The 1,594-nt window shown below is 39.6% G+C and carries 1 protein-coding gene; it reads right to left on the bottom strand.

Translation table 11 applies throughout. The annotated features are described in order from the left end of the window. Nucleotides 1-129: 129 nt before the first annotated feature. Nucleotides 130-1,344, bottom strand: coding sequence for an IS110 family RNA-guided transposase (locus EKM87_RS12305; protein ID WP_225428451.1), 1,215 nt, complete (start codon nt 1,342-1,344; stop codon nt 130-132). Between the last annotated feature and the right edge of the window lie 250 nt (nt 1,345-1,594).

Here is a 1,594-nt window from a genome sequence, read left to right as displayed (position 1 = left end):
TTCCTACGTTTAGTCAAGCTCTGTAAATAAAAATGTTTCGAAATTTTGTGTACACTAAACAGTATCTCACTGAGGAAAAATTTGAAATTTGAAGTGAGACTGCTAGACTAAATTTATAAGGTGTATGCCTTATTGGACCTTGAGTCCGTGATATGAATAATCATATCTTTGGTTGGCTTTTATCATGACTAAGAGACACTTGATTGTCTTATTCATGCAAGCTACCTTTGCGACCTTATCCCGTTTGGGATGAGGTCCTTTTTTTAATCGGTAATAGTAATCGACAATATGATTAGGTGCGGCTGCCTGTTGACGGATCATATTTCCTATTGTGAAGAATAAAATACTGCGTGCATGGGCGTTACCACGTTTATTAATGTGATCAGGGCGGGTGTATGTACCAGATTGATAACGATTCAAGTCGATTCCGATATAGGCATTTAGTTTGCGATTGTTGGTGAATCTGCGAATGTTACCAAGTTCTCCAATCAATTCGGCGGCCGTTTGGTCGCCAATTCCAGGAAACGAGGTCATTATTTCAAATTCGGGAAGTGTTTGGGCTAAGTTCTTGAGTTGCTTAACTAGCTTCTCTTTTTCCTGGATAAGATTGATTAACCTTCGAGCGTAATAACGCACTTCGTCAACCTGAATACTGTTACGATTAGCTGCCGGATAGCTAATTGATGCGAAGTGTACAAGCTCCTGTGCGCGGCGCAGAGTCTTTGCCTTAGAGAGCTTCTTATCAGTGTTCTTCGACAAGATATTTTTTAGTTTGGTCTGTGATAGAGAGCGGACGAAGTCTGGGTGTGGCATGAGTTCAATAACATTTAACGCTAGCTTTGATACACGACTGGCGAAAAGGTGCTCCAACTCTGGAAAAGTCTGTTGGAGAGCGTTATGAAGCCGCATGCGCTTATCCTTAATATCCATTTCTATTTGAGCATGAAATCGGGTCAATTCACGTATTTTCCCATAGGCAGGAGTGAATGGCTGAGACAACGCTTGTGGATATTGGATACCATATTGAGCAATTTTATGAGCATCATTTCGATCAGTCTTAAGACGCCGCAGAGTACTCATTTGAAAGTGTAGAGCTAACGGATTTACTTCAACGTAGGCAAGACGGTTATTTTCACAAAAAGTTCTGACGGGTCTCGAATAGACACCAGTTGATTCAAAATAAACAATTGGATTAGTCGTTAGACTAATCCTTGAAAACAAGGTCTTAAAACCAGTAATCGTATGAGTAAAAGTAAAATCGTAAAGACAATGGTCTTGATGATAAATAGCACAACTGCTTTTTCCCATCGAGACATCAATACCAATAACATCATGTTGTTCCAAAACTAACATCTCCTAAAAAGAGTACAGAACTATTCCAGAATTATCTCCGGCTATTCTAATTTCCTAAACGCGGTCTCGAAGACCAACATACTTAAACCTGAATTACTAGAGATAATGGCGGTGATCAGTTTATATAAGCGGACTCGAGGTCCCAGGGTTTTTGAGCGATCTTCAGCTCCATATACCTACTGTAATTCAAAAAGCTCTGCAAAACCTAAATCGGTTTTACAGAGCTAATCTTAGTATGTTT

It is taken from the genome of Levilactobacillus yonginensis (assembly GCF_003946265.1).
GTDB classification, from domain to species: domain Bacteria; phylum Bacillota; class Bacilli; order Lactobacillales; family Lactobacillaceae; genus Levilactobacillus; species Levilactobacillus yonginensis.
Note: the sequence above shows the minus strand (reverse complement) of the source record. Positions and strands in the feature narration are given on the sequence as shown.